A 19,555-nucleotide genomic window follows, 5' to 3' on the forward strand; every position below is an offset into this window, starting at 1 on the left:
TGATGCGTCAACTGGCCAGGACTTGTAGCGCGGGCCTGTTATTACTGATGCCGTTGAGCCCGCTCTGGGCAGCAGATGGCGCGAAAGAGGCGCGCACACTGCTGGAGAAAATGGTGCAGGCGACCCGCACCCTGAATTACGACGGCACCTTTGTTTACATGCACGAAGGGCGTCTTATGACGCTGCGTATCCTGCATGGTGCGGACGTCAAGGGCGAACGCGAGCGCCTGATTTCCCTGAGCGGTACCGCGCGTGAAGTGATGCGCGGTGAACATGGGAACGTCTGCATCCTGTCTGATAACCGCAATGTGGTGGGCAATGCCCACGCGCGCAGACCTTTCAATGGCGCACTCACCATGGACGTTGATCGGCTTGCCAGCTATTACGATTTTACGCTTACGGGTGAAGATCGCATTGCCAATCGGTCTGCTTATATGGTTGCCGTAATACCTAAAGACCAATACCGCTATGGTTACCGCCTTGGCGTGGATAGTGCCACAGGCCTGTTGCTAAAGTCAGATCTTGTAAACGAACGCGGCAAACTGGTCGAGCAGATTCTGTTTACCAGTCTCGGCATCAGTGACACTCCGCCCGCTGAGTTACAGGAACCCTGTGATGTTGAGCACGCTGGCTGGCATAGTGACGCACACAAGAAGGCGCCTCACCTGACTGTCGACGTGGGCTGGAGTGTTGCGCAGTTGCCAGAAGGTTTTACGCTTGCCGAGCATGAGAAGCAGATTATGCCGGGCAGACCCATGCCGGTGGAGCACTTGGTATTCAGTGATGGGCTGGCGCTGGTTTCTGTGTTTATAGAAAAGCTGGCGGACTCAGACAGTTTTTCAGGTGTTACCCATCGTGGCGCAGTCAATGCCTACGGTACGGTAGTGGACAACCATCAGATTACCGTTGTGGGTGAAGTACCACGTACCACCGTACAGTTGATTGGCGAGTCAATCAGGTATGTGCCAGTGGCGCAGCCATGATGGAGGAGCAGGCACGTGTGGTCGCCCTGCAGCCCGGATTTGTCTGGGTGGAGACCGAACGCAAATCAACCTGTGGGGCCTGCTCATTGAGCAAGGGCTGCGGCAGTGCCGTACTGGCCAGGCTACTGGGATCGCGCCGCACACGGATCAAGGCCATGAATACCCTGCCTGTGACAGTAGGCGATGAAGTGGTACTGGGGCTGGCAGAGGATGCCTTGATCAGGGGCTCGCTGGTACTGTATGCGTTGCCGCTGCTGGCACTGTTGCTGGGCGCATTCGCGGGCGAGTATATAAGCGCCCTGCTGCGCTTAGAGCAGGATGAAACATGGATTGTACTGCCCGCACTTGCAGGCCTGGCTGCGGGGCTTGCTGGCGTCAGGGTCTTCGCCCGGCGCATCGGAGATGATGTGCGCTATCAGCCGGTAGTACTGCGCCGCACAGGGTCACAGTAACGCTGGTATAGCCTCCGGGCTGCCTGACCTCACAGCCCCCTTTACGGATACCCATAGATTACATCCTGGTTGCTGGAGATATCATGAAACACTTTTTCGCTGTCAGACACATTGCCGTATGCTCGCTCCTTTATGCCGCCCTGTTGATCGTCCCGTTCGGTGCTGTACAGGCGCGCGACCTGCCTGATTTCACCGTCTTGGTGGAAAGGAACAGCCCGGCGGTGGTAAACATCAGTACAACACAAAAGATACAGCACCCACGCGGCAAGATGCCGCCGCGCATGGAAAATCCCTTCCCAGATTCACCGCAGTTTGATGATTTCTTCCGCCATTTCTTTGGGGATGGCGATGGTGGCGGCCCGGAAGCATTCAACTCCCAGTCGCTGGGCTCGGGCTTTATTATCTCGCCGCAGGGCTATGTGCTGACCAATAATCATGTGATCAAGAATGCTGATAAGATCGTGGTGAAGCTGAGCGACAGGCGTGAGCTCACGGCCGAGGTAGTGGGTACCGATGAGCGTAGCGACATCGCGTTGCTCAAGATCGAGGCAGACAACCTGCCGGTAGTCAAGATCGGTGATTCCGATAACCTGAAGGTAGGTGAGTGGGTGTTTGCCATCGGCTCCCCATTCGGATTTGATCACTCTGCTACTGCCGGAATTATCAGCGCCGTCGGGCGTAATTTGCCGTCTGAAAGCTACGTGCCCTTTATCCAGACTGATGTGGCAATCAACCCTGGTAACTCAGGTGGTCCGCTGTTCAACCTGGATGGCGAGGTCATAGGCATCAATTCGCAAATCTTCAGCCGCACCGGAGGCTTCATGGGGCTGTCTTTCGCCATTCCCATGGACGTGGCGATGGAGGTGACAGAGCAGCTCAAGTCCAAGGGCCAGGTTACCCGGGGCTGGCTCGGTGTCATCATCCAGGATGTTACGCAGGAGCTCGCCGAGTCGTTTGGCATGAGCAAGCCGCAGGGCGCGTTGGTGGCGAAAGTGTTGCCGGGTGGGCCGGCAGAGAAGGCAGGTGTGCAGGTTGGTGACATCGTGCTGGAGTTCAGTGGTAAGGTGGTGGAAGAGTCCTCCAATTTGCCTCGCCTGGTGGGGCGTAGCAGGGTGGGCGAATCTGCCGATACCAAGGTGTTGCGCAACGGCAAGCAGGTCATGCTCAAGATCAAGGTGGGTGAGCTGCCACAGGAAGAAGATCTCAAGCTGGGTATGCGCGAGCCAAAATCCATCACTGACAACAAGCTAGGTATGGTGGTTGTTGAGATGAGCCCCGAGCAACGCAAACAGCTTGAAATCAAAGGTGGCGTACTGGTGCAGCAGGTGGATGATGGTCCCGCGCTCAAGGGTGGTGTACGTCGTGGGGATGTAATCCTGCGGATCAACAGTGAAACTGTGGCAGATGCCGCAAGCTTTAATAAAATTGTGCGCGCATTGCCGGAGGGCAAGGCGGTACGTGTGCTGGTGCAGCGTAATAAAAGTACGCTATGGCTGGCATTGAAGATAGAGAAGTAAGCGTCCCACTGCTACTGGTTTTGGATATTGCCCAGCACTTCCCCCATCTGTACCGGTGTCCCGGCGCCGAGTCCGGGGCGCCAAACAGCATTGTCAGCGCCGAACAGAACGATCACGGTTGAGCCCATGTTGAAGCGTCCCATCTCCGCGCCACGCGCGAGGTGAATGTCCTTGTAATTCCACTGTTGTATGGCTTTACCGAACGGCGGCGTTACGGCTCCCGACCACACGGTTTCAATGCTGGCGACAAACAGCGCACCCACCAACACCAGCGCCATCGGCCCGGCGTCGGTGTCGAAGATCGCAATGACACGCTCGTTACGCGCAAATAAATCCGGGACGACAGACGTAGTGCGTGTGTTTACGCTAAACAATCGACCGGGGACATAGGTCATCTCGCGTAGTTTCCCACTGAGTGGCATGTGTATGCGGTGGTAGTCTTTGGGTGAGAGGTAGAGCGTGGCGAATTGTCCGTTATGAAACGGTGCGGCGCGTATGTCGGAACCGCCCAGTAAATCCCGCAGCCCGAACGTGTGTCCCTTGGCCTGGAAAATACGCCCGCCCTCAATGCTGCCGATCTGGCTCACCACGCCGTCTACCGGGCAGGCGATATCGTCCGCACCGTTTGCGACAGGGCGTGCATCCGGCCTTAGTGCGCGGGTAAAGAAGCTGTTGAAGTCAGCGTAGGCCAATGGGTCAGGCTGCGCGGCGATGCTCATGTCCACGCCGTAACGCCGGACGAACCAGCGAATCTGCCACTCTTTCCATGCCCGCAGGCGTGCGCGTGTAAGAAAGTGCATGAGTTTCGACAGCGGGTGCTGTGGTGCCAGGTATTGCGGCAGGGTTTTGATGAAATCACTCAGGGTCATGGGCGTTATTTCTTGGGGCGGAAGGCGGTGAGCACGTCGGGGCGGGTCTCCAGATACGGCCCGCCAATCAAGTCAATGCAGTAAGGTACGGCGGGGAATACGGCGTGCAGACAGTCATCGATGGCGGCTGGCTTGCCGGGCAAATTGATAATGAGGCTCTTGCCGCGGATGCCTGCGATCTGGCGTGAGAGTATGGCGGTCGGCACGACCTTGAGCGACACGGCACGCATCTGCTCGCCGAAGCCATCAAGAATCTTGTCGCACACGGCTGCCGTGGCCTCGGGTGTGATGTCGCGCGGCGCAGGGCCGGTGCCGCCGGTGGTGACGACAAGGCAGCAACCCTGGGTATCACATAAATCCTTCAGTGTTCCTTCGACGACGTCCTGTTCATCGGGAATAATGCAGGCATAGGCCTGCCACGGCGTAGCGATAATTTTTTCCAGCGCAGCGCGGATGGCGGGACCGCTACGATCGGCATAAATACCGGTGCTGGCACGATCTGAGACGGTGATGATGCCTATCCGTGCAGGTGTGGTAGTCATTCAGGGCTAATCTCAAGCAACAGTTTCTGCATAAAAGGATGGGCGAGATCCTCGGGCCTGTCCACATCCCAGTGCGGCGCCAGTTCAGTAACACGCCATTGTAACTGCTGGAGACGCTCACGTGTAAGGACAAGTACATTCGCTGTGCCCCAGGGGATATTGTCGAACAATGCGGGCGGAGCCTGTTTGAGCCCGAGCAGGACATAGCCGCCGTCCTGCGCCGGGCCAAGCACGGCGTTATAGCCGTCGCGCAGAGCGGACAGCGTGGTGGTGATGTCGTGTGCGGTGAGCAGGGGGCAGTCGCTGCCAATAATCACGGCCCGTCGGTACTCCTGCAAGGCGGCATCGAAGGCATGCACCATGCGCGCGCCGAGATCGCTGCCTTGCTGTGTGTGTAGCGTGACAGCGAAATTGCGCTGACATTCGGCAAAGAACGGATGCGTTGTGTCCGGGGCGCACCAAAGCTGTACCGGGCAGATGTCGGCGTATACCACTGTGGTGAGTGTGTGGCGTACCAGTTGGGCATGCAAATCAGTAGCAGCGGCTGTACCGAGGGCCGGAATCAGGCGAGTCTTTACCTCACCCGCAATCGGTGCCTTGGCAAACACCAGAATGACGGCCTCAGGGAATTGCATGTGGATTATGCGCGGTACTGTTTGGCGAGCCGGGCCGGATCTGCCCCCAGCCAATAGGCAAGACGCAGCCGCCACATGAGCAGCACGGTGCGTATCAACCCTTGTTGTTCCCAGCGCCGGCTGGAGGTGGTCACGCGGGTACGCAGACACCGTGGGCGATCCAGTTTTTTCAGGGCGCGCGAGAGGGCAATATCCTCCATCAGCGGGATAGCGGGAAAACCTCCGACCTGCTGAAATGCGTCACGGCGGACGAAAATAGCCTGATCACCGGTCGCGATGCCGCTGAGGCGCGAGCGCCAGTTCATCAGCCACTCGATGATACGCAGTCCGATGCGGGTGCCGGAGAGGCGCACGTCAAATCGCCCCCAGCGGTGTGTTCGCAAGGCCTCAAGCAGCAAGCGGTCTGCATCGGGCGGCAGTTGCGTGTCGGCATGCAGGAAGAGCAGTATTTGACCGTGCGCCGCCTGGGCCCCGGTATTCATTTGCAGGGCGCGCCCGCAGTGGCTGTGCGTTGTCTGATCTACCCACGGTTCGGCCAGCAGGACGGTAGTATCGGTGCTGCCGCCATCCGCCAGAATGACTTCATGCCCACGGCGGCGCAGCGGTTGCAGTGGCTGTAACGTCGCAACAATGCCACCGGCTTCGTTGAGCGTGGGTACGATAATGCTGAGGCGTATGTCGCTCATGGGTTTAGGGTACTTGAAGATTTCAGCGCATACCAGGAAATGGTGCACGATGGAATAGCCGGGTGGGCAATGGTACAATGCGCACGTTTCAATGGGGCGGTAGCTCAGCTGGGAGAGCGCTGCGTTCGCAATGCAGAGGTCGGGAGTTCGATCCTCCTCCGCTCCACCATTCCGCGCCCGATTATCGAGGCGCACCCGTGCCACTTCGGAACGGTTATGCATGCAAATACGGATGGCGCAGATATACTTCCAGGCGGGGGAAACAAACAGGCCTCGGTAGTGCCGTGAATCTACGCTCCGGTCAGCTTGGTGAAACGGTAGTGCCTTATGATTCTGTCACCTCAGCGCTGACCTCTCCCGCCTGCGAGAGAGAGGGGAATGTGGTTTCGCTTCACGAGTTTCACGGTAAGGAAGGCATGGAGAAATCCACTTACGTGATCGGTCATCGGAGCCCCGATGCTGATAGCATCTGCTCTGCGATTGCCTACGCGCATCTTAGGAACTGCCTCGGGCACTTGGCGGTACGGCCTGCGCGTGCGGGCGAGATCGACGCGGAGACGGCGTTCGTATTGAGATATTTCGACGTACCCGTACCGGAGCTCGTTATCGATGCAGCCGGGCTCGATCTCATCCTTGTGGATCACAACGAGACGGGTCAGGCGCTCCCGAACATCGAGCGGGCCAACATTCTAGAGATATGGGAGCACCACCGCATCGGAGACCTTCGATTGCCGAAGCCCATCGTGTTCCACTGCGAGCCCGTGGGTGCGACGGCGACCCTCATCGGAGAACAGTATTTCGCTCACGGCGTCATGCCGACGCGGGCGATGGCGGGTGTCATGATCGCCGCGATCCTCTCGGATACCGTATTATTCCGCTCGCCGACGACGAGCGATAAGGATCATGCGATGGCCTCACGCCTGCAACCGTTCGCGGGCATCGAGCTGCACTCGTTCGGCCAGCAACTGCGCCAGATCAAGACCACCGCCGTCGAGGGCAAGAGTCCCGTCAAAATTGTCAGAGACGACTTCAAGGAGTTTCAGTTCGGTGGCCATCGTGTCGGGATCGCACAGGTGGAGGTGTTGCGCCCCGGTGCGTTTGCAGGCCGGATACAAGACATCCTGAGTGAGATGCACGCCGTGCGCGAGACGCAGGGACTAGCACAGGTGATACTGATGATCACTGACGTGGAGGCGGAAGCGAGTGACCTTTGGGTCGTCGGCGACCGCGTCGATCTGTTCGAGCAGGCATTTGGCACTGCCGAGGACGGTATGATCCACCTGCCCGGCTGCATGTCGAGAAAGAAGCAGGTTGTTCCGCGTCTCGAGGCGGTGTTCGCTGCCGAGGAGGAGTTGCACCAGCAGCATACGAATCCGCGCTGACTCTGTACAGGAGTGTCCGAAGCGCAAAGGATCGATGCGGGTTGTTCGTGACGATCGACAATCCTGTCGTGCTGCGCGAGATGCTTGTGCACTTCGTTTACAAGGATGTAGTGCGATTGATCTTGATTTCGACGATCAGTGGCAGATGGTCGGAGGCTACGCGCGCCAGCTCCGAGTCCGGGACCTCGATGTCGGTCACCTCGAAGCCGGCGTCCACGAACACGTGATCAATGCGGGCGGCAGGGAAACGTCCAAAAAACGTGCCCCTGGGGCGGTGGCGCTTAAGCTCGATCTGCGCGTCGTTGAGTCGGTTGCGAAAACGACGGCATACCTTTGATGTCGGCAGCGCATTGAAATCGCCGCACAAGATCACTGGCCCGCGGCACTCCGTATGCGCCAGCCATTCCGGGCCCAGCAGCACCTCGACCTGCGCCTTGCGTTCGCGCGGCAGCAGACCCAGGTGAGTGTTCAGCACCTGGATTTCCGTCCCGTGTACATCAATCGCCACCCACAACGCCCCGCGCGGTTCAAGAAAGAACTGGCCGGGCAGCCCCGGCAGCGCACCCGCCTTGACCAGGCGCATGGGTAGATGGGTCAGAATGGCATCGCCGTAGCGCTCCTCCTCGAGATGCAGCGCCGGGTGGAAGTGAAAATCCATCTCCAGGCAGCGTGCGATCAGGTGGGCCTGGTCAGCGCCCTCGGTGCGCGCCCGCCCCACGTCCAGCTCCTGCAAGGCCACGATGTCCGGCGCGTAGTGGGCAATCACGCGCGCGATACGCTCGGGCGCGAGTTTGCCATCCATGCCGATGCAACTGTGGACATTGTAGGTCATGACGCGCAGGGTCTGCGCGGTGTCCCGCCTCGGCGCCTTCGGGGACTTGATCTCGCTCCGGCCGAGGAATTGCAACGCCGCACGGCGCAGATCGGAGGGCCTGAGATAATCACGCCCGTTCGAGGCTAGCGGGATGTCCCGCGGCAGCAACGCAAAGGCGTTGGTCTCACCGGGTCCCGCCCCGCCGTGGGCGCCATTCTCGATGGCGAAGCTGTAAGCTTGGCTCCCCGCACGCCAGCCGCAGGCGATGAAATCACCGGCGTCGGGATGGTGGCACAGGGCGATGAGGTCTTGCGTTGCCTCATCGAGAAACGGATGGCCGGTTCCAAGGATCTCGGCAGCATCCTCCGGCAGGGCGAATTCCCCGGCGTCGCTCCAGGCGCGGGCGCGCCCCGAACCGTTCTTGATCAGCACCAGCGGCGCCTTGGCCTGTTCCACCAGCGCGCGGGCAAGCTGAGCGCGCTCCGCCGCCGCCAATTCCCGCTCATAATAAATCATCGCCACCGGCCCCAGCGGCGCCACGGTCAACTGCGGAATTTCCGGTTCTTCCTCCCGGCTGGCGTGCACCGGCAACAACCGCTGGATGCGCTTGCCGCCGAGTTGCCGCACCCGTTGCAACTGCATCCCCCATTGCCCGCTGGACCGGTAGCGGATCGGCTCGCCTTGGTGACGGGCGAAGACGTCGGCTACGGCCTCGGCGAAGCTCCGGCCATGTGCCTTGTCATAGGGTTGCGTGCGCTCCTGTCCGTGATCGGAGTAGACCCAGACATCATAGTGACGGCGGGCTGAACGGTGCGCCGCGCGCCAGATGCGGGCGATGGCGTCATCAATCCCCTTCAGGGTCCAGTGGGCGAAGCGTGAGGACGGCCCGCGCCGGTGGGCCTGTTCGTCATAGCCGAGAAAATTCAAATGGATGACCGGCAGCCCGCGCGCCACATCCATCTTCGCCCCGATGGTGGCGAGCTCGCGCAGCAGGATGGCGATCACCACCCGGGTCGGGACAAATTTCAGCTCCTTGAGAATATCCTGGCCGGCGATCAGTCCGCGCACGAAGTCATGCAGCGCGAGCGCCAGTTCCAGCACCAGGAGCACGGCGACGCGCAGGAAACTGTAGGCGTTGCTGAAAATGAGAAAAGCCACCACCAGCGGGTTGGCCGCGCGCAGGGCCGGCCCCCAGCCGGTGGCGGCCGGGCAGAAGTGAGCTTCCGCCGCGCCGCCGGTGTAGTTGTCAACGTAGCAACTCCCGCCCTGGAGCAACGGCTCGCCGCCGTTGGTTTCAAGCTCGCGCTCGACGCGCGCGGCGGCCGCCGGTTCGAACATGCGCACCAAGCGTCCCGAGGCGCGCTCCATGAAGTTGAAGCCCGGCACGGCGCCCTTGACGCCGTAAAACAGCTCGCCCTGAAAGGCGGCCGTCGTGGCAGGCACGCCTGCGTACTGGCGGTGCAGCCGGTAGTGTTCGCGCTTGATGAGCCGGTGCAGAAAAGGCATCTCGCCCCGTTCCAGCGCGCGCTCGAGCTCGCGCTGCGAAAGTCCGTCGATCTGCAGCATGACCAGGCCGGGGGCGGTCTCGGTGCCCCTCGACAGCGGCAGCCGCAGCAGGCGCGCCAGCCATTCACTGCGGCTGAACCCGCGGCGCAAGCGCCGCACAAAGGCCTCGATACGGCCGATCACTTAAGGCCCTGATCCTGCGCTTCCGGCCCGCCGAATGCGGCGACGGCGGCGCCCGCCAACCCCTTGAGGATGGCCCATTCGGCCTCGATGAGATGCAGCACGTGTTCCCACTGCGCGTCTTCTTCCGTGCGCTCGACCAGGACCCGCGCGCGCAATGCCTCGTAGCAGCCCAGGGCCGTGGCCGCCGAGCGCGGCATGGAGAAGTCTTCGGCGGTCGCAACGGCGCTCTGCTTGAGTTGCCGGCGTCCTTCCTCGGGCAGTTGCGCGACCCATTGCAGCGCCACGCGGAAGGCTTCGATGCTTTCCTCATGGAGCAGCCGTCCATTGTGCCTGTCCTTGACCACTTCCCGCACGCCGGGTGCATCCAGACCCACCACCGGCATGCCCGCAGCCATGGCTTCGGTCAGCACCATGCCCTGGGTCTCGCTCCTGGAGGCGAAGGCGAAGACGTCCATGGCGTGGTAGGCAGCGGCCAATTGCGCAGGATCGAGGATACCCGCCACGTGCAGGCGCGCGCTCAGGCCCACGCGCTCGAATATCGCCCGGATGTCCGCCTCCGACGGACCCTTGCCCACCAGCAGGAAATGGGCGCGGGGCTCCGTCTTGAGAAAGGCGGCCACCGCCTCGGCCAGAAACACCAGATTCTTCTCCGGCGCCAGCCGCCCCAGGTGTCCCACCACGAAGACGTCATCGGGAATGCCCATCCTCCTGCGGAAGCCCGCTGCATCCCCTTGCGCGAAACGCTCCAGGTTCACGCCGGTGGGCACCACCGCGATGGGCGCCTCGACCCCGCGCTCGCGCAGCAAGGTAGCAATGCTTTCGCTGGGGGCGAACACCTGGTCGCACAGGTTGGCGTAGCGGGTGGCCAGCTCGATCACGAAGCGCCGCAAGGCCGGCGAGTCGCCCGGCACGTAGTGGGTGTACTGCTCGTACAGGGTGTGATGGGTGAAGACCAGCGGCAACTCGCGGTAGCGTGCCACGCGCAGCGCCGTCATACCGAGGAGATAAGGATGATGGGAATGCACAATGTCGGGCCGGAAGGCATCAAGGGCCTCGGTGAGCAGGCCCGATACCGGCAGCACGGCGGAGAAGTCGCTGCCGTTGAAGTTCTGGATGGCCGGGATGCGCACCACATCGGCTTCGTCCCGCGGCATGTCGTCGAACGCCGGCGCCACCACCAGTACGCGGTGGCCGCAGCGCCGGTACTCGGCGGTGAAAGCCTCCACCGAGCGCGCCACCCCGCCCACGTGCGGCGTGTAGGTATTGGTCAGCATGACAATATTCATATCTTTTCCTGCACCAGCTCCACGGATGCCGCGCCCGGCTGGGCGGCGACGGGCCGGAAGCCGGGCAGACGCACCTCGATGGCCGGCGCCGCGCCATGCCAGGCGCCGTGCCAGGCGACGGTCACGCGCCCGGTGTCTGCATTGCGCTCGACGCTGATCGAGACCGGGCCGAAGGCCGTCGGCGCGGGGCCGAACGTCAGCAGCGCCGCGCCCGCGAGCCAGCGCGCCGGCACGCCCTGGCACAGGATCAGACTTTCATCCTCCTCACGCACGAAACAATGGCGCAGCATCAGCACCCACTCCGCCGCCGCCCACACATGCTGGCCGTCACCCATGCAGCCGCCGCGGGTGCGCGGGTGTATCGCCTCGGGCCACTGGCCGGTGGGCGAGGCCAGCGCCGCGACCGCGTCCATCAGCGCCAGGTAGCGGGGGTCGCCTGCGCGCAGCAGCACCTGAGCCAGGTGCAGGGTCAGGTAAGGGTTGATGCCGGAGTGAATCATGTCCTGGAAAAACCCGCCCTCAACCAGGCAGTGCTCCAGCAGGAACTCGACCGTATCGAGCAGGCGCGAGTCATCCGGCGCACAGAGTTGCGCCGGGTAGCCCACGGCCAGCGAGCCGATGGCCCCGGCATCCAGCCTGCGGTAGGGCGAGGCCGGCATGGCGGGCCGGCCGAGGCGCTTGGCTACCCCGGCGAGACTGCGTTCGACGGCCTGCTGAAATTCCCCGGCGGCATGCGTAAACTCCGCGCGCAAGGCCTCCTCGTCCGTGAGGCCGCACAGCGCCGCCGCCGAATGCAGTCCGGCGATGCTCCAGAAATCGTCCCAGTAATAATAGTCATTGGGGCCGAGGTGCTCGGCGGAAAAGCCCGCCGGCAACAGACCGGCGTGGGGGCTGACTGGCTCATCCGGCAGACGCTTGCGCAGAATCCAGTGCGCGCCCTGCACGATGGCCTCCCGCCACGCCGGTTTGGGTGCGCGACCGGTGAGTTCGCAGTAGCGGCGCATGATCCACAGCGCCTCGCCGTTGGCGTCCCACTCCCCCTCCTGGGAATGAAAATAGCCGCGCGCGGTCTGGCGCGACGGAAAGCGATCCAGCGCGCGCTCGGCACGCCCGCTTAAACCGGCGCACAACAGGCCATGAATGATGAACGCGGCATCGCGGAACCAGAACCGCTTGTAGGTATACGGGCCGGGATACACGTCATCGGGCGAGTGCAGAATCAGCGTGCGCAATGCCGCATCGTACAGGCACTGAAAATGCGCATCGGGAACAGATAGTTGGCAGTGACCGCGCAGGCTTTCCTCCCAGGTAGTCTCGGCAACCTGCGCAGTCTTGTGGGCATCCCCCAGCGGCACGCTGACCCCGATGGTGCGCGGCTGGCCGGGTTCCAGCCTGAACAGCGCCGCCGCCGTGGACATGCCCACCTCGCACGCGCCGCGCTGCTGATCCTCAAGATCCTGCAGATGGATGTATACATCGCCGGCCCGGTAGTCCGAGACATGATGCCGTTCCGCCGGGGCGTCGAACTCGACGGCGCGCTGGCCCTCGATGTTCCAGGCACTGCGTTCGGGTGACAGGGCCACATCATGGATGAAGCTGATCCCTTCCGGGTTATAGGGCCGCAGCGCCAGCACCAGCCAGCCCGCGCTGTCCGCCTTGGCAGTCAGTGCCAGCCGGCAGACCGGCTGACCGGATGCCAATTCGACCGAAGCGCGGCTGGTCAGCTCAAGCCCCATCTCGCGGCTTGTCGTGATGACGACCACCCCGTCGCGCAGGTCGAGGCGCTGCTCGGCATTGGTGCGCGAGGGCAACAACCAGCGCCCGTCGTCGGTCTTGATCCAGCCTTCCAGCGACCAGCCGTCGAACAGCGGCGTGAGCAAACCGCGCGGGTCAACAATGGGCAGCTCCGGGCAATCGGGCCAGCCGACGGCGGTCCAGTTGCGGTGGGTGAGATTGACATGGGTGATGGAAAACGCGCGCGGGATGAAGGCGTCGTCGCCGGGGTCGAACTGGCGTTCGACCCAGTAGGGCCACACCCAGTCCAGGTTGTGCTGAATCACCCGGCTGTTGATAAGGCCACGGGCGTGGAACACCACTCCGGCACGCAGCAGTTCCACCGGCTCGCCTACCTCGGACGGCTGGGCGAAGCGGTGCAGACGCGAGAGCACGCTCATCGGGTCGAGGAAGCCGTGGGCGCGCGCCAATCGGCGAATCAAAAATCGCCACGGCAGCCATTTCAGCCACGGCATGAGCTGTCTCCTGTTTCCTCTTGCGCTGTGTATTTTGCCAAGGCCCGGCGTGCCAGACGGCTAATATAGATCAACAGGGCGATGGTCACGAGAAAACCGGCGCCGTAGAGAGTCCATTGCAGCGGCGTGCGTTCCGCGCTGCGTGCGCCCAGGGTGGCGATGTCGGCGGCGATCGAGCCGAGATATACATTGTGCAGCGAGAACGGGATGATACCGGCGAAGGTCCCGAAGGTAAAACCGCGCAGCGAAAAGCGCGTCAGCCCGAAGAAGTAATTGGAGAGCTTGAAGGGAAAGAACGGCACCAGCCGGGTGAGCAGGATGATCTTCCAGCCCTGCGGCGTCAGTTCCTCGCTCACCAGTTGCAGCCTGGCGTGCATCAGGATAAACCCCGTGGCACGCTCACCGAACAGGTGCCGCGCAATCAGGAAGGCGAGCGTCGCGCCCAGGGTGGTGCCGAGCACCACGTACACCGTACCTTCCACCACGCCGAACACGAACCCGGCCCCGGTGGTGAACAGCACCCCCGGCAGCAGCAGTACCACCACCAGCGCCATGATGAGAATAAACAGCAGCGGCGCCCACGCGCCCTGCGCGTCCAGCCATGCCAGCAACTGGAGCACCTGCTGATGGGTGTCGAAATAAATCAGCGCACCGACGACAGCGGCCACAAACAGGACGCTGACGGCGATGCTCCAGACTGGCGATGCTCCCCGGATCATGGTATTCCTCAGTCTAATACCTCATGCCTGCTGTAACTGGTTGGCCAACTCCCTGAGTTAGTTGACGGTTTTGGCATACGGCCAGGTGCAGGGTGCGGATTATGGTTGCCGGACTAACGATACGTACCTGGAATCACTACACGCCTCTCAATAATGCGTGCAGCTACTACGATTATTGAAACCAGCGCGAGATAGATTAAAGCCGCAAACAAGTAGGCCTTGAAAAACTGAAAGTTGGTTGAGGCGAGCTCTTGAATTCTGGCAAAAAACTCGGTGTACTGGACAAGAAATGCTACAGAGCTATCTTTCAGGTTGCGAATGACTTGATTGGTTAACGCAGGTATCGATAGTCGCAATACTTGCGGCAAGGTAATCAACCCGAATATCTGGCGGGGATTAAAGCCCTGCGCTCTTGCGGCCTCGAGCTCGCTGGCATCGAGGCCATGAAATGCTGTGGTGAGATAAGCTGCATTATAGGCGGCGATATTGAGTGAAAACCCAATAATTGCCACCACAAAAGGAGACATGGTTACCCCCCACTGTGGCAAGCCATAGTACATCAGGAACAGCAGTACAATCAGTGGAATTCCAATGAAAAATGAGACATATCCATTGATTAAATGGCGGATAAGGGGGTTTTTGCTCAACGTGAAATAGAAGACCACAATGCCAAGTAACAGGCCGGTAACGCTAACAATGCCCGTAAGTGCTAGAGTCTTGCCCAGGCCGGCAAGAATCAGCGGCATTTGCTCTAGCAGGTCATTCTGAAATGCAGCCCATCCATCCATTGGGTTATGACCTAGAGACCAAAAAACTCGCGAATTTGTGCGTCGGGATGTTCGTTGGAAAGATGTTCAATGGTCTCCTCGGATCTAATAATACCCCTGTCAAGAAATGAAACGCGGCTGGAAATATGGCGCGCAAGCTGGAGGTCGTGAGTCACACACAGCATGGTTACGCCTTCACTGTTAAGTTTGTTAATCAGATCTCCAACCTCACGCAGCATGATTGGATCAAGTGCTGAGGTGGGCTCATCGAGCACAACTACGGCTGGATCCATTGCCAGGGCCCTTGCCAGAGCAGCACGCTGTTTCTGCCCACCTGATATTTGCGCAGGATATTTATCGCGATGAGAATGCATGTCCAGGCGATCCAGCTCGAATAGTGCCTTGCATTCGGCGTCGGCTCGAGACATGCCGCGAAGCTTACGCAACCCAAGTGTGACATTGTCAAGTACTGTGAGATGGCGATAGAGCGCAAACTGCTGAAAGACAAAGCCAATGTTTTGCCGCAGCATGCGGACATCAACACCAGGCTGAGTAATTTCTTCGCCGCGAAAATGTATCGTGCCAGATGTCGGGTCAACCAGCCGATTCAGGCAACGCAGTAAAGTGGATTTGCCGCAGCCCGATGGCCCCATGATTACCTTCACGTCACCTTCGCATACGTCAAGGTTAACGCCAGACAGTACTGGTTGACTACCAAACACTTTTACCAGATTGCGAATTTCAATCAACGCCATGCGAGGATTGTCCACTTGGATTCAAGGCGGCTCATTTCAACGCCATGCCTGGAACGCGGTAACGTCTCGCAATGAATTGAACACCAGCGAGAAAAATACGGTAGATGGCAAAGTACAGTAATCCCACCGCAAGATAAACTTCAACACCTCTCAAGGTGGTTGCCGCCAGGGTCATAGCCTGTTTGGTAATCTCGGGCACTCCGACCGTATAGGCAAACGGAGAGTACTTCAGTACCGTGGTAAATTCATTGACCATACCCGGTACTGAGAAGCGCAGCATTTGCGGCAGCTCGATATAGACCAGTACCTGCAGTCGACTCATTCCCATAGCCTCAGCCGCAAGAATTTCTGAGGCATCAATTGAGTCCAGCGCCCCCCTGAAGACCTCAGCGAGATATGCTCCAGCTATCAACCCCAAACTGAGCATCATGGCCAATAACGGCGGAACCTTCAGGCCAATACCAGGCAAGCCAAAATACACCATGAAAAGCAGCACCAACACTGGAATGCCACGGAACAGATATGTAAAGACATCAAGAAGTGGCGCCAGTCCAAACCAATTCAGCCTGCGTAAACCGGCAACTGTCAACCCCACAGCCATCCCAGTGGCACAGCATGCCAGCGTGACTATGACGGTGTAACCAGCCCCTTGCGCCAACTGCAGGACGATTTCCGTGAGGCTCATGAAAGCTGTGCCACTTATTTCATCCACTTATCAAGTATTTCCTTGAGCTTGTCAGGACCAAGTTTGGTAAGGTGCCTGTCAAAATCGTCACGCATCGCAGAGCCTTTGGCAAAAGCAAAACCCAGCTTATCAAAACCCGTAAAAATATAGATACTCTCGATTGGCAATTTTAGTTTGAATTGATAGTTAGCGAGCACAGGCTCCTCAATAAAAGCTATATCAAGATTGCCATTCTGCAAGTCAGTAATTACCTCGCCGTACGAGGGATAGAGCTTGACCTTGCTGAGTGAATAATAGCCCCTGGGCTCAAGGTCATTTTTTATAAGATCGTTATAGGCCATCCCCCGCGGGTAACCAAGTGAGTACTGCTTCAGTTGATCTAGTTCATCAAGCTTAAGATTGCGACTTTTTAAGCTGACCAAATGCCATGAGTTGTCATAGTAAGGTTGCGAGAAATCCATTGCCTGCTTGCGTTTATCGGTAATGGAGATGCCTGAGAAGGCTACATCAGCCTGGCCACTGGAAACGGCCCCAAGCATACCCTGCCAGTCATAGGATGTGATCTTTAGGGTGCAACCCTTTACCTTGCAATATCCCTCGAAGATTTCCAAGTCTGCTCCGCTAAGTTTGCCATTGTCATCAAAAAGCATGGGCGGAGATGATGGCGATACGGCAACATTCACAACATTAGATGCTTCGGGCGCTTCTTTGCTGGGGCAGCCAGAAATGGCAAGGCCAAATATGCAAACTAGCCCACTTAACAGGTGTTTTTTATTCATATAATCATTCCAATTTAGTAAGATTCTTCAATTATAAAAACCGGGCTGTAACTGAACTTTATTATGGCTGGTATTTAATTTCTGCGGGAAATCAGTTTTTGTTTCGTTGTGCCCTTGTCGAGTTAATCGAATTCCGTAAGGCGCGGTTACTGGCGGTGATAATGATGCTGTGGTTTCGGTATCAATGAAAATTCAGCGGCAGGCAACCAGTACGTCGCATCGCGCCTGGGCCAGCACGTGCTTGGTCACGCTGCCGAGCAGGAGTTCCTCGATCATTCCGGCGCCATGCTTGCCGAGCACGATGAGATCGGCGCCCACTTCTTCTTCGTGCTCCAGAATACGGGGCGCGGCGTCACCGTGTACCACGACGGAGTACCAGTTGTCAGCAGGGGTCAGGGTATCGGCCGCAGTTTGATGGAGGCGGGTGAGCGCTTGCTGGCGGATCGTGACGCGATGGTGCTGGATCACTGTTTCCTCCACGCTCGCAAAGCGCATCTGGCCCTCGAAGGGCACCTCGTAGGCGTGCAGCAGGATGAGTTCGGCCTGCGGAGCGACCGCCTGCGCCAGACGGATGGCGCCCTGCGACCAGGGCGAGAAATCCACCGGCACCAGCACGCTGCGATAAGCTTCGTGAGGTCGCTGCTTTACTGCAAGGATGGGGCGCAGGGTCTTGCGCAACAAGCGCTCGGCGTTTGCCCCCAGCAGCCAGTGACGCATGAAGCCTGCCCCGTGCGCCCCCAGAATCAGGAGACTCGCATCCAGGAGATTCGCCTGCGCGGTGATGCTTTCCAGCACCGCCCCTTCCACCAGATGCTGTCCAGCGCTCAGACCCAGGGGTTCACCGACATCGGCGGCCAGTTGTGCCAGCGCCTCGCGCGCCTGCGTCCGCAGACGTTCCTGCAGCGCAGCGCCGCCCTCGCCGAACAGCCGTTGCAATTCATGGAGCGCGCTGCTTTCCAGTACGTGCAGGAGTTCAAGCCGGGCGCCGGTCTCGCGGGCCAGCAGGGCCGCCCGCAGCGCGGCGTGGCGCGATGGCGCGGAAAGGTCGGTGGCGGCAAGCAGGGTGTGCAGGCGGCTCATGGGGTGACCTCCGGTGGGCTGAGTGTGTCGGTGATCATCCGTGCGGTGTGCTCGGCAGCATCGAGGAAGGGGTTGATGACCTGGGCTACGCCGGCAGCGTGCAGCGCATGGCCATGGATTTCATCACGCACCACGCCAGCGATGCAGCCGGCCACCCCCAGCGCCTTCAGCGCGTGCAGCAGGGCCCGGTTGGTGTCCCAGCTCGGCAGGGTGGTGACGATCCACGCCGCTGCCGCCAGGGGCAGTGTCTCCACAAACGCCGCGTCCTCGCCGTCGCCAAAACGCACGGAAAAGCCGCGCTGGCGCAGTCGCCGCACGGTTTCGGGGTCGAAATCAACACCCATGGCTGCCACGCCGTGTTGCGTGAGCCGGGCGAGCAGATGCTCGCCGTAACGCCCGAGGCCGAAAACGATAACACGCGGCGGCGCTTCGGATTGCGGCTGGCGCTCGACGGCCAGCTCGCGGTGCGGGCGGCGGCGTTCGAAGACGTTGAGCCACGGGCCGAGACGTTCATAGAGCGGCTGGGAATAGAGGATCAGGTACGTCGACAGGGCGATGGTGACTACGCCCACCAGTGTTGTCAGCCCCAGCGCATCCATGCCCACATGCCCGAGCGAGATGCCCATGGCGATAAAGATGATGGAAAACTCGCTGATCTGCGCCACCGTCAGCCCGGCCAGGAAGCCGGTGCGCTTGCGGTAGCCCATGTAGCCCATGATGGCCATGACGATGAGCGGATTGCCGACCAGCACGAACAGCGCCAGCACCACCGCTGGCCATAGTTCGCCGCCGAGGGTGGTAAAGTCCAGTTTGGTGCCCAGGTCGATGAAAAAAAACAGCAGCATGAAGTCGCGGATGCCGGTGAGCCGTGCACCCACGGCATCACGGAAATGGGTTGAGGCCAGCGAGAACCCCGCCAGAAAAGCGCCGGCCTCCTTGGAAAACCCGGCCCATTCGCCCAGCGCGGCCAACGCCGTGCCCCAGGCGATGGCGAAGATGAGCAGGAGTTCCTGCGAGCGCGCCATCAGGCGGGTGAGCGGCGGCAGTATATAGCGCATCAGCGCATAGAGCAGTAGCGCAGCCGCCAGCACACGCGCGCCGATGGACAGGGCCGCTGTAAACCATGTGGCTTCGGATTCCCCGCCGGCCCGCAGTGCACTCATCGCCATCATCGCCAGCACCACGGCGATGTCCTGCACGATCAGGAAGCCCACCGCGATGCGCCCATGCAGGGAATCCAGCTCCCGCTTGTCGGAGAGCAGCTTGATGATGATGATGGTGCTGGAGAAGGTGAGCGCCACCGCCACGTAAAGTGCCGTGAGCCAGTCGCGGCCCAGCGCCAGCACCAGCACGAAGCCGACGGAAATGGTGAAGGCCAGCTGCCCCAGTCCGGTGGCGAGTGCCACCGGACCGATGTTGCGCACGTGCTGCAGATCGAGCTTGAGCCCCACCAGGAACAACAATATGGCCACGCCGATCTGGGCCAGCAGATTGATCTGATCGTGGGCCTGCACCAGTTCCAGCCCGGCCGGACCCACGCCGATACCCACCACGATGTAGGCGATCAGCACCGGCTGGCGCAGCCGCACCGCCAGCGCGCCGGCGATGGCGGCGATAAGGAGTAGCAGGGCCATCTCGGCAAAGGGTTCGTGCATGGTCAGAGTGT

General features: G+C 60.4%; 18 protein-coding genes and 1 tRNA gene. 5 read left to right on the forward strand and 14 right to left on the reverse strand.

Annotated features, from left to right (window positions below; translation table 11 throughout):
• The first annotated feature begins 2 nt into the window (after window positions 1–2).
• The 3 genes from Q8L89_03185 (at window position 3) to Q8L89_03195 (ending at window position 2,952) form a co-directional block, all read left to right on the forward strand.
• The gene (locus Q8L89_03185) at window positions 3–983 is read left to right on the forward strand and encodes a MucB/RseB C-terminal domain-containing protein (protein ID MDP1708056.1); all 981 of its coding nucleotides are present in this window, start codon (window positions 3–5) and stop codon (window positions 981–983) included.
• The gene (locus Q8L89_03190; GenBank protein ID MDP1708057.1) at window positions 980–1,435 is read left to right on the forward strand and encodes a SoxR reducing system RseC family protein; all 456 of its coding nucleotides are present in this window, start codon (window positions 980–982) and stop codon (window positions 1,433–1,435) included. The genes Q8L89_03185 and Q8L89_03190 overlap by 4 nt, the downstream gene beginning before the upstream one ends.
• An 83-nt stretch (window positions 1,436–1,518) precedes the next feature.
• A complete protein-coding gene (locus tag Q8L89_03195; GenBank protein MDP1708058.1) occupies window positions 1,519–2,952 on the forward strand; it encodes a DegQ family serine endoprotease in 1,434 nt (477 codons plus the stop codon).
• A gap of 11 nt (window positions 2,953–2,963) precedes the next feature.
• Here Q8L89_03195 and asd read toward each other — a convergent pair whose 3' ends face one another.
• The 4 genes from asd to Q8L89_03215 are packed head-to-tail and all read right to left on the reverse strand — an operon-like array spanning window position 2,964 to window position 5,684.
• On the reverse strand, window positions 2,964–3,821 hold the full coding sequence (gene asd / locus Q8L89_03200) for an archaetidylserine decarboxylase (protein ID MDP1708059.1): 858 nt from the start codon (window positions 3,819–3,821) through the stop codon (window positions 2,964–2,966).
• 5 nt (window positions 3,822–3,826) lie between these two features.
• Complete coding sequence (mog, locus tag Q8L89_03205; protein ID MDP1708060.1) at window positions 3,827–4,363, reverse strand: molybdopterin adenylyltransferase; 537 nt, start codon at window positions 4,361–4,363, stop codon at window positions 3,827–3,829.
• Window positions 4,360–4,998, reverse strand: coding sequence for a TIGR04282 family arsenosugar biosynthesis glycosyltransferase (locus tag Q8L89_03210; GenBank protein ID MDP1708061.1), 639 nt, complete (start codon window positions 4,996–4,998; stop codon window positions 4,360–4,362). Before Q8L89_03210 ends, mog begins: the two co-directional genes overlap by 4 nt.
• 5 nt (window positions 4,999–5,003) lie before the next feature.
• On the reverse strand, window positions 5,004–5,684 hold the full coding sequence (locus Q8L89_03215) for a TIGR04283 family arsenosugar biosynthesis glycosyltransferase (protein MDP1708062.1): 681 nt from the start codon (window positions 5,682–5,684) through the stop codon (window positions 5,004–5,006).
• Between the two features lie 93 nt (window positions 5,685–5,777).
• Between Q8L89_03215 and Q8L89_03220 the strand changes: the two genes are divergently transcribed.
• Window positions 5,778–5,853 (forward strand) — tRNA-Ala (locus Q8L89_03220).
• Window positions 5,854–6,100: 247 nt separating this feature from the next.
• Entirely contained in the window at window positions 6,101–7,066 is a 966-nt protein-coding gene (locus tag Q8L89_03225; GenBank protein MDP1708063.1) for a manganese-dependent inorganic pyrophosphatase, read from the forward strand.
• 97 nt (window positions 7,067–7,163) lie between these two features.
• On the opposite strand, the gene Q8L89_03230 is transcribed toward Q8L89_03225, so the two are convergent.
• The 10 genes from Q8L89_03230 to Q8L89_03275 form a co-directional block, all read right to left on the reverse strand.
• Window positions 7,164–9,569, reverse strand: a complete 2,406-nt coding sequence (locus Q8L89_03230) for an endonuclease/exonuclease/phosphatase family protein (protein ID MDP1708064.1) — start codon at window positions 9,567–9,569, stop codon at window positions 7,164–7,166.
• Window positions 9,566–10,855: a glycosyltransferase gene (locus tag Q8L89_03235; protein ID MDP1708065.1), complete on the reverse strand. Its 1,290-nt coding sequence runs from the start codon at window positions 10,853–10,855 to the stop codon at window positions 9,566–9,568. The genes Q8L89_03230 and Q8L89_03235 overlap by 4 nt, the downstream gene beginning before the upstream one ends.
• The gene (locus Q8L89_03240) at window positions 10,852–13,104 is read right to left on the reverse strand and encodes a hypothetical protein (protein MDP1708066.1); all 2,253 of its coding nucleotides are present in this window, start codon (window positions 13,102–13,104) and stop codon (window positions 10,852–10,854) included. The genes Q8L89_03235 and Q8L89_03240 overlap by 4 nt, the downstream gene beginning before the upstream one ends.
• Window positions 13,092–13,823, reverse strand: a complete 732-nt coding sequence (locus Q8L89_03245; GenBank protein MDP1708067.1) for a TVP38/TMEM64 family protein — start codon at window positions 13,821–13,823, stop codon at window positions 13,092–13,094. Before Q8L89_03245 ends, Q8L89_03240 begins: the two co-directional genes overlap by 13 nt.
• 113 nt (window positions 13,824–13,936) lie before the next feature.
• A complete protein-coding gene (locus Q8L89_03250) occupies window positions 13,937–14,611 on the reverse strand; it encodes an amino acid ABC transporter permease (protein MDP1708068.1) in 675 nt (224 codons plus the stop codon).
• A gap of 11 nt (window positions 14,612–14,622) precedes the next feature.
• Window positions 14,623–15,345, reverse strand: coding sequence for an amino acid ABC transporter ATP-binding protein (locus tag Q8L89_03255; protein MDP1708069.1), 723 nt, complete (start codon window positions 15,343–15,345; stop codon window positions 14,623–14,625).
• A gap of 31 nt (window positions 15,346–15,376) precedes the next feature.
• A complete protein-coding gene (locus Q8L89_03260; GenBank protein MDP1708070.1) occupies window positions 15,377–16,030 on the reverse strand; it encodes an amino acid ABC transporter permease in 654 nt (217 codons plus the stop codon).
• Window positions 16,031–16,044: 14 nt separating this feature from the next.
• On the reverse strand, window positions 16,045–16,809 hold the full coding sequence (locus Q8L89_03265; protein ID MDP1708071.1) for a transporter substrate-binding domain-containing protein: 765 nt from the start codon (window positions 16,807–16,809) through the stop codon (window positions 16,045–16,047).
• A 192-nt stretch (window positions 16,810–17,001) separates the two neighbouring features.
• Window positions 17,002–17,889 (reverse strand): universal stress protein, encoded by an 888-nt coding sequence (locus tag Q8L89_03270; GenBank protein ID MDP1708072.1) that lies wholly within the window; start codon window positions 17,887–17,889, stop codon window positions 17,002–17,004.
• Window positions 17,886–19,544, reverse strand: a complete 1,659-nt coding sequence (locus tag Q8L89_03275; protein MDP1708073.1) for a cation:proton antiporter — start codon at window positions 19,542–19,544, stop codon at window positions 17,886–17,888. Before Q8L89_03275 ends, Q8L89_03270 begins: the two co-directional genes overlap by 4 nt.
• Between the last annotated feature and the right edge of the window lie 11 nt (window positions 19,545–19,555).

This window comes from Gammaproteobacteria bacterium (genome assembly GCA_030680605.1).
Lineage (GTDB): Bacteria > Pseudomonadota > Gammaproteobacteria > SURF-13 > SURF-13 > JAQBXX01.

Excerpts from the sequence above, each read along its gene's own strand:
- Q8L89_03270 (MDP1708072.1), bottom strand. The coding sequence starts at position 17,889 with ATGAGCCGCCTGCACACCCTGCTTGCCGCCACCGACCTTTCCGCGCCA.
- Q8L89_03210 (MDP1708061.1), bottom strand. The coding sequence starts at position 4,998 with ATGCAATTCCCTGAGGCCGTCATTCTGGTGTTTGCCAAGGCACCGATT.
- Q8L89_03265 (MDP1708071.1), bottom strand. The coding sequence starts at position 16,809 with ATGAATAAAAAACACCTGTTAAGTGGGCTAGTTTGCATATTTGGCCTT.
- Q8L89_03250 (MDP1708068.1), bottom strand. The coding sequence starts at position 14,611 with ATGGATGGATGGGCTGCATTTCAGAATGACCTGCTAGAGCAAATGCCG.
- Q8L89_03235 (MDP1708065.1), bottom strand. The coding sequence starts at position 10,855 with ATGAATATTGTCATGCTGACCAATACCTACACGCCGCACGTGGGCGGG.
- Q8L89_03215 (MDP1708062.1), bottom strand. The coding sequence starts at position 5,684 with ATGAGCGACATACGCCTCAGCATTATCGTACCCACGCTCAACGAAGCC.
- Q8L89_03195 (MDP1708058.1), top strand. The coding sequence starts at position 1,519 with ATGAAACACTTTTTCGCTGTCAGACACATTGCCGTATGCTCGCTCCTT.
- Q8L89_03225 (MDP1708063.1), top strand. The coding sequence starts at position 6,101 with ATGGAGAAATCCACTTACGTGATCGGTCATCGGAGCCCCGATGCTGAT.
- asd (MDP1708059.1), bottom strand. The coding sequence starts at position 3,821 with ATGACCCTGAGTGATTTCATCAAAACCCTGCCGCAATACCTGGCACCA.
- Q8L89_03185 (MDP1708056.1), top strand. The coding sequence starts at position 3 with ATGCGTCAACTGGCCAGGACTTGTAGCGCGGGCCTGTTATTACTGATG.
- Q8L89_03190 (MDP1708057.1), top strand. The coding sequence starts at position 980 with ATGATGGAGGAGCAGGCACGTGTGGTCGCCCTGCAGCCCGGATTTGTC.
- mog (MDP1708060.1), bottom strand. The coding sequence starts at position 4,363 with ATGACTACCACACCTGCACGGATAGGCATCATCACCGTCTCAGATCGT.
- Q8L89_03275 (MDP1708073.1), bottom strand. The coding sequence starts at position 19,544 with ATGCACGAACCCTTTGCCGAGATGGCCCTGCTACTCCTTATCGCCGCC.
- Q8L89_03260 (MDP1708070.1), bottom strand. The coding sequence starts at position 16,030 with ATGAGCCTCACGGAAATCGTCCTGCAGTTGGCGCAAGGGGCTGGTTAC.
- Q8L89_03245 (MDP1708067.1), bottom strand. The coding sequence starts at position 13,823 with ATGATCCGGGGAGCATCGCCAGTCTGGAGCATCGCCGTCAGCGTCCTG.
- Q8L89_03240 (MDP1708066.1), bottom strand. The coding sequence starts at position 13,104 with ATGCCGTGGCTGAAATGGCTGCCGTGGCGATTTTTGATTCGCCGATTG.
- Q8L89_03255 (MDP1708069.1), bottom strand. The coding sequence starts at position 15,345 with ATGGCGTTGATTGAAATTCGCAATCTGGTAAAAGTGTTTGGTAGTCAA.